The sequence below is a fragment of the Pseudomonas sp. XP1 genome, assembly GCF_053557675.1.
This window is the reverse complement of sequence record NZ_JBNRIJ010000036.1, coordinates 23,059-29,845: the sequence shown is the minus strand read 5'-3', so window position 1 is coordinate 29,845 and position 6,787 is coordinate 23,059. Positions and strand designations below refer to the sequence as shown.

Here is a 6,787-nt window from a genome sequence, read left to right as displayed (position 1 = left end):
CTTGTGGAGTCCCTGTGGGAGCGGGCAAGCCCGCGAAGAGGCCAGCACAGGCAGCATCTGCTACACCGCCGGGCACTGATGGGTCACACAGTGAATCCCCCCGCCCCCCGCAGCTATGGCATCGATATCCAGCTGCACGATATCCCGCCCCGGATACAACGCCGCCAGCAGCCCCCGCGCTTTCTCGTCCGCCGCCCCATCGCCAAACTGTGGCGCAATGATCGCGCCATTGATCACGAAGTAGTTGATGTACCCAGCGGCAAAGTCATCATTGCCTTTGCTGAACCTGTTGTTCCGCCCGTGCAGCGGCGGCGACACGACGTGCACCTGCAAACTGCGGCCCTCGGCATCGGTGGCCCGCTTGAGGATCTCCAGGTGCTTGCGCGTCACGGCGTAGTCATATGAGGCCGTGTCGTTATCCAGGTTGGCAATCACCACCCCTGGCCTGACGAAGCGGGCATAGAAGTCCACGTGCCCGTCGGTGATGTCCTGGCCGGCGATGCCCGGTAGCCAGATGATCTTGCTCAGCCCCAGGCGCTCCTTGAGCTCCGCCTCGATCTCGGCCTTGCTCCAGCCCTTGTTGCGGTTGGCGTTGACCCAGCTGCTCTCGGTCATGATGCCCGTGCCGTGGCCGTCCACCTCTATGGCGCCGCCTTCACCCACCAGAGCGCTGCGCTGGTAGCGGGCACCGGCCAGCGTGGTTACGCGCCTGGCCAGTTGGGCATCGTTGCTGTGACGTTGCTTGTTGCCCCAGCCATTGAAGTTGAAGTCCACCGCCGCCAGGGCTCCGTCATCATCGACGACGAAGTTGGCGCCGATGTCGCGCATCCAGATGTCGTCCAGCTCGCACTCGACGAAACTTGTGCGCTGGCTGGCACAGTGCTGCTCGGCCAGCTCGCGCTCGCTGGGCCGGCAGAACACCGTCACTGGCTGATAGCGCGCGATGGCCTGGGCGATGCGACCGAGGGCGGCCTGCACATCGGCGGTGAAGTCCTCCCAGATCGCATCCTGGGCGCCGAAGGCGATGAATGCGCGTTGCTGCGGCTCGCCTTCGTCCGGCATGAACCAGCGCCCCGGTTCTTCGGCGCGGGCCAGGCCCAGCGGCAGGCCGAGGCTGGCACCGAGGCCGGCGGCCAGCGAAAGTTGCAGGAAGGTTCTACGGCTTGGCATGGCTCAATCCTGTGCAGTCTTGAAGCGGGTCCACACGCGCATGCGTACACGCATGTCGGCCTGTGGGATATCGCGGCCCGGGATCAGCCGGGCATAGGTGGCTTGGTCGAGGTAGATATCGGGGTTGTCGCGCATGCGCGGGTCCACTGCCTGGCGTGCCTTGGCGCTGGCGGTAGGGTAACCGGTGAAGTTGCTGATGGCCGCCATGTTCGCCGGGCGCATGACGAAGTTGATGAAACGATAGGCGTATTCCGGGTGCTTGGCATCGGCTGGGATGGCCATGGTATCCATCCACACCGTGGTGCCTTGGCGCGGCACGCGGTACTGGAAGTCGAGATGCTTGCCCGCGGCGTCGGCGGTACGCTGCGCCTGGATCACGTCGCCACTGTAGCCCAGTGACAGGCACAGGTTCTCGTTGACCAGTTCGGTCACTGGTTGCGACTGGAACTTGCGCACGTACGGGCGAATCGCCTTGAGCAGTTCGCTGGCTGCGGCCAAGTCTTCGCGCTTGGCACTGCGTGGCTCGCGGCCCAGGTAGTTGAGGACCACTGCCAGCACTTCGTCGGGTGAATCGATGACTGAAATACCGCAGTCGGCGAATTTGGCGGCCAGCTCCGGCTTGAACAGCAGGTCGAGGTTGTCCAGCGGTGCATCGGGCATGCGCTGGCGGACTTTGTCGGCATTCACCGTCAGGCCGATGGTGCCCCAGGTGTAGGGCACGGTCGCCTGGCTGGCCTTGGGGTACCGGGCGTGCAGCTGACGCAGCCCGGGCTCGATGTCGTCCAGGGCCTCCAGGCGGCTGTGGTCCAGTGGCTGCAGGCTGCCGGCGCGCATCAGGCGCTCGGCGACGGTATCACCGGGGAAGACCAGGTCGTAGCCACTGCGCCCGGACATCAGCTTGGCCTCGAGCACTTCGCTGCCATCCATCACGTCGTAGATCACCTGGATGCCGGTTTCGGCCGTGAACTGCTTGAGGGTGTCCTCGGCAAAATAGTCGGCCCAGTTGTACAGGCGCAGCACGGGCTGCTCGGCCTGAGCCTGGCAGGCGCAGACGGCCAGCGCCAAGGCGGCCAGAACGTGGCGTTTCATGCTCATGCCCTCAGGGTGTGTGGGTGGGTGCCGTCCAGGGTCAGCAGCGGTGCGTACATCTCCGGGCGGCGATCGCGGTAGATGCCCCAGCTCAGGCGGTCTTCCCGCATGCCGGCCAGATCCAGGTCGTGCAGCCAGATGCCAATGCTGTCGCGGTCGGCTTCGGCGAGCATGGCGCCCTTGTGGTCGCAGATGAACGACGAGCCATAGAAGCGCATGGCCAACGATGCGTCGCTGGCGGCGACTTCTTCGCCCACGCGATTGGCCGCCACCACCGGCAACAGGTTGGCGGCGGCGTGGCCGCGCATGGCCACCTGCCAGTGGTCGCGCGAGTCCAGTTCGGCACAGCCGGGCTCGGAGCCGATGGCGGTGGGGAACAGCAGCACTTCGGCACCCATCAGTGCCAGGCAGCGGGCGGTCTCGGGGAACCACTGGTCCCAGCAGATGCCGATGCCCAGGCGGCCGAAGGCGGTGTCCCAGACCTTGAAGCCGGTATCGCCGGGGCTGAAGTATTCCTTCTCCTGGTAGCCGATGGCGTTGGGGATGTGGGTCTTGCGGTAGACGCCAAGCAGGCGGCCATCGGCATCGGCCACGGTCAACGAGTTGAAGAAGGCATTGCCGGCGCGCTCGTACCAGCTCAGCGGCAGCACCACGCCCAGCTCACCGGCCAGTGCGGCGAAGCGCTGCAGGATAGGGCTGGCAGGGTAGGGCTGGGCGAGTGCCTGGTGCTGGTGGTCCTGTTCGATGCAGAAATACGGGGTGGCGAACAGCTCCTGCAGTAGGATCACCTGGGCCCCCTTGGCGGCAGCCTGGCGAACAAGTTGTTCGGCGCGGTCGAGGTTGCCAGGCAGGTCCCAGCTGCACGGCATCTGGGTGGTGGCGATGCGCAGCAGGCTCATGGCTGCACCTCGGGTTGTTGCTGGGTGATGCAATGGATGCCGCCACCGCCATGGGCGATGTGGTCGATGCGCACCGGTACGATCTCCCGGCCCGGGAAGGCGTGGGCCAGTTGCGCGGCGGCTTCCAGGTCGGCGGCGATGCCATAGGCCGGCATGATGATCGCGCCGTTGGCGATGTAGAAGTTGGTGTACGAGGCGCAGAATACCTCGGCGTCCTGGTCGACGGCGGCGCTGGCTTCATACAGGTCGAGCAGCTCGAAGTGCCGGCCTTGCGCGTCGGTGGCCAGTTCCAGGGCGCGGCGGTTTTCCCGCACGACTTCGGCGTACACCGAATGCTGATCATGGGTGGCGTCGACCAGCAGCACGCCAGGGCGGGCGAAGGCGCATACACCATCGACGTGGCCGTCGGTCATGTCGCCGGTGATGTATTGTGGGTCGCCCGGTAGCCAGATGGTCTTGCGGATGCCCAGGTAGCGGGCGAAGCAGGCCTCGAACTCGGCCTTGCTCACGCCAGGGTTGCGGTTGGGGTTGAGCAGCACCGACTCGGTGGTGATCAGGGTGCCTTCGCCGTCCACATGAATCGCCCCGCCTTCGTTGCACAGCGCCGTGCTGAAGCCATCCAGGCCCAGGTGGTCGAGGATGCGCCGGCCGAGGCTGCGGTCCTGGCCGTGTTGCGACTTGCCCCCCCAGGCGTTGAAGCGCCAGCTCAGGCCGGCCAGGCCATGTTGAGGGTGGCAGACGAAGCTTGGGCCGCTGTCCCGGCACCAGCTGTCGTCCACGGCCATTTCGACCAGTTCGATATTGGCGCCGCAGAGGGCACGTGCGCTCTGCAAGGCCGACGGGTCGACCACCATCTTCACCGGCTCGAAACGGGCGATGGCCGCCGCGACCCGAGCGTAGTCCTGCTGTACGTCGGCCAGGCGCACGTGCCAGCCGCTTTCCCACAGGGCCTGGTTGTGTGGCCAGACTATCCAGGTGGCAGCGTGGCGGGCCCATTCGGCGGGCATGCGCCAGCCGCTGTCGAGGGACAGGTGCATAGTGAACTCCGATCAATTAAGGATTTTTATCAACGAAGCCCGCCGTCGCGGGTGTTGATGTCCATGCTATGGCTAGGCTTGGCCGTCGACAAACGATAGATTTAGCGCACATTTGATCAGTAGGGCTTATCAATCATGCTCAAACACTGGCCACCCCTGAATGCCCTGCGCGGCTTCGAAGCCGCTGCGCGGCTGGGCAGCTTCCACAAGGCCGCCGAAGCGCTGAACCTGACCCAGTCGGCCATCAGCCAGCAGATTCGCAGCCTGGAAACCTACCTGGAGCAGCCGCTGTTCCACCGCAGTGGCCGCAGCGTGAGCCTGACCGACGCCGGGCATGACCTGCTCAGCACCACGCAGTCGCTGCTGCAGCACCTGGCGGTGGGCATTCGCCGGCTCGACCAGTACCGCAAGCCCAACCAACTGGTGGTCAACACCAGCCCGGCCTTTGCCAGGCACTGGCTGCTGCCGCGGCTGGCCGACTTTCACCAGCGCTGCCCGGATGTCGACTTGTGGCTGTTCACCAGTTTCGAGGTGCCGGACATGGCGACCGAGACCATCGACCTGGCCATCCGCGACGACCTCAGTGCCCAGGCCGAGTGCAGCTTCAACGTGCTGCACCAGGACCAGCTGTACCCGGCCTGCCACCCGGCGTTGCTGCAAACGCCGATGTTGCGGCGCACCACCTTGCATGGCGAGCGCGAGATGGACTGGAGCCACTGGCAGCTGGAGGGTGGCGAGGATGTGGGGCAGCAGGGCAAGGGGCTGAACTTTTCCGACCCCGGGCTGCTGCTGGATGCGGCGAGCGAGGGGTTGGGGGTGGCCCTGGTCAGCCAGTTGCTGGCGCGGCGGGCGGTGGAGGAGGGGCGCTTGCAGGCTTTGTCGGTGCAGCGCGTGCGTGGGCCGGCGTGGGCGTGCCTGGTGCATCGGGATAGCCAGGATGATCCGCTGGCCCGGCAGTTCCTGGAATGGCTGAAAGGGGCTCTCTTGTCAGATTGATGTTGCCTGCACTGCCTCTATCGCCGGCAAGCCAGCTCCCACAGGTCCCTCACAGGGCTCAAGTTCTGTGCTGTCTTTGTGGGAGCTGGCTTGCCGGCGATAGGGCCGGTACAGGTAATCCACCGTTTTGCATCCCCAAGATCACCCCGTAATATGTGTCGGATAACCTGCGGGGGTAGTCTCACCCTCTGATCAACCGGAATCGCCCATGGCGGCGCTTCCCCCGGCATAAACCTGACGAGGTACAGACATTGGCCATCATTCATCCTAAGGTCCGCGGTTTCATCTGCACCACGACTCACCCGAAGGGCTGCGAGCTCAACGTCCGTGACCAGATCGAAGCCACCCGCAAGCTGGGCGTGCGCGAGGATGGCCCGAAGAAGGTCCTGGTCATCGGTGCTTCCAGCGGCTACGGCCTGGCAGCCCGCATCACCGCGGCGTTCGGCTTCAAGGCCGACACCCTGGGCGTGTTCTTCGAAAAGCCAGGCACCGAGACCAAGGCCGGCACCGCTGGCTGGTACAACGCTGCAGCCTTCGACAAGTTCGCCAAGGCCGAGGGCCTGTACAGCAAGTCGATCAATGGTGACGCTTTCTCCGATGAAGCCCGTGCCAAGGTCATCGAGCTGATCAAGAACGAAATGGGCGGCAAGGTCGACCTGGTCATCTACTCGCTGGCCTCGCCGGTGCGCAAGCTGCCGCAGACCGGTGAACTGGTGCGTTCGGCCCTGAAGCCGATCGGCCAGCCGTACAAGTCGACCGCCATCGATACCAACAAGGACACCATCATCGAGGCCAGCATCGAGCCGGCTACCGAGCAGGAAATCGCCGACACCGTCACCGTCATGGGGGGCCAGGACTGGCAGCTGTGGATCGACGCCCTGGCTGGCGCCAACGTGCTGGCCGAAGGCGCCCGCACCGTGGCCTTCAGCTACATCGGCAGCGACATCACCTGGCCGATCTACTGGCACGGTGCACTGGGCCAGGCCAAGCAGGACCTGGACGAAACCGCCCTGCGCCTGGACAAGAAACTGGCCGGTGAAGTCAAGGGCGGCGCCAACGTGGCGGTGCTGAAGTCGGTGGTTACCCAGGCCAGCTCGGCCATCCCGGTGATGCCGCTGTACCTGTCCATGGTGTTCAAGATCATGCAGGAGAAGGGTGTTCACGAAGGCACCCAGGACCAGCTGGACCGCATGTACCGCGACCGCATGTACCGTGCCGACGGCGCGCCGGCCGAGGTCGACGAGAAGGGCCGCCTGCGCCTGGACGACTGGGAACTGCGTGACGACGTGCAGGGCGCCTGCAAGGCGCTGTGGCCACAGGTGACCACCGAGAACCTGTTCGAGCTGACCGACTATGCCGGCTACAAGAAGCAGTTCCTCAACCTGTTCGGCTTCGAGCGCGCTGACGTCAACTACGACGAAGACGTGGCTACCGATGTGAAGTTCGACTGCGTCGAGCTGTAATTGCTGTCGGCCTGTACCGGCCCTTTCGCGGGTAAACCCGCTCCCACAGGGATCTCACCACGCCTGAAGGCAGTGGGGAACCTGTGGGAGCGGGCAAGCCCGCGAAGAGGCCGGTACAGCCCAGGAATTTTTT

The 6,787-nt window shown here is 65.1% G+C and carries 6 protein-coding genes; 2 read left to right on the top strand and 4 right to left on the bottom strand.

The genetic code is table 11. The features are described 5' to 3' along the window. Window positions 1-60 precede the first annotated feature (60 nt). From ACK1U9_RS22250 to ACK1U9_RS22235, 4 genes are read right to left on the bottom strand one after another with little or no spacing between them, the layout of a single operon-like run. Window positions 61-1,170: an agmatine deiminase family protein gene (locus tag ACK1U9_RS22250; RefSeq protein ID WP_153670490.1), complete on the bottom strand. Its 1,110-nt coding sequence runs from the start codon at window positions 1,168-1,170 to the stop codon at window positions 61-63. Window positions 1,171-1,173: 3 nt separating this feature from the next. Beyond that, the gene (locus ACK1U9_RS22245) at window positions 1,174-2,259 is read right to left on the bottom strand and encodes an extracellular solute-binding protein (protein ID WP_085601158.1); all 1,086 of its coding nucleotides are present in this window, start codon (window positions 2,257-2,259) and stop codon (window positions 1,174-1,176) included. Window positions 2,260-2,261: 2 nt separating this feature from the next. Then, window positions 2,262-3,158: an N-carbamoylputrescine amidase gene (gene aguB / locus ACK1U9_RS22240; RefSeq protein WP_196188713.1), complete on the bottom strand. Its 897-nt coding sequence runs from the start codon at window positions 3,156-3,158 to the stop codon at window positions 2,262-2,264. Beyond that, window positions 3,155-4,195 (bottom strand): agmatine deiminase family protein, encoded by a 1,041-nt coding sequence (locus tag ACK1U9_RS22235; protein ID WP_085601160.1) that lies wholly within the window; start codon window positions 4,193-4,195, stop codon window positions 3,155-3,157. The genes aguB and ACK1U9_RS22235 overlap by 4 nt, the downstream gene beginning before the upstream one ends. Window positions 4,196-4,330: 135 nt before the next feature. On the opposite strand from ACK1U9_RS22235, the gene ACK1U9_RS22230 reads away from it, so the two are divergent. Together ACK1U9_RS22230 and fabV are read left to right on the top strand one after the other, a co-directional pair. Continuing rightward, on the top strand, window positions 4,331-5,191 hold the full coding sequence (locus ACK1U9_RS22230) for a LysR substrate-binding domain-containing protein (protein WP_284386288.1): 861 nt from the start codon (window positions 4,331-4,333) through the stop codon (window positions 5,189-5,191). A gap of 251 nt (window positions 5,192-5,442) precedes the next feature. Continuing rightward, window positions 5,443-6,654 (top strand): enoyl-ACP reductase FabV, encoded by a 1,212-nt coding sequence (gene fabV / locus ACK1U9_RS22225; RefSeq protein WP_046616345.1) that lies wholly within the window; start codon window positions 5,443-5,445, stop codon window positions 6,652-6,654. Window positions 6,655-6,787: the final 133 nt, after the last annotated feature.

Bases quoted from the DNA above. Each gene is read 5' to 3' on its own strand.
- ACK1U9_RS22250 (WP_153670490.1), bottom strand. From the start codon at position 1,170: ATGCCAAGCCGTAGAACCTTCCTGCAACTTTCGCTGGCCGCCGGCCTC.
- ACK1U9_RS22235 (WP_085601160.1), bottom strand. From the start codon at position 4,195: ATGCACCTGTCCCTCGACAGCGGCTGGCGCATGCCCGCCGAATGGGCC.
- ACK1U9_RS22245 (WP_085601158.1), bottom strand. From the start codon at position 2,259: ATGAAACGCCACGTTCTGGCCGCCTTGGCGCTGGCCGTCTGCGCCTGC.
- aguB (WP_196188713.1), bottom strand. From the start codon at position 3,158: ATGAGCCTGCTGCGCATCGCCACCACCCAGATGCCGTGCAGCTGGGAC.
- ACK1U9_RS22230 (WP_284386288.1), top strand. From the start codon at position 4,331: ATGCTCAAACACTGGCCACCCCTGAATGCCCTGCGCGGCTTCGAAGCC.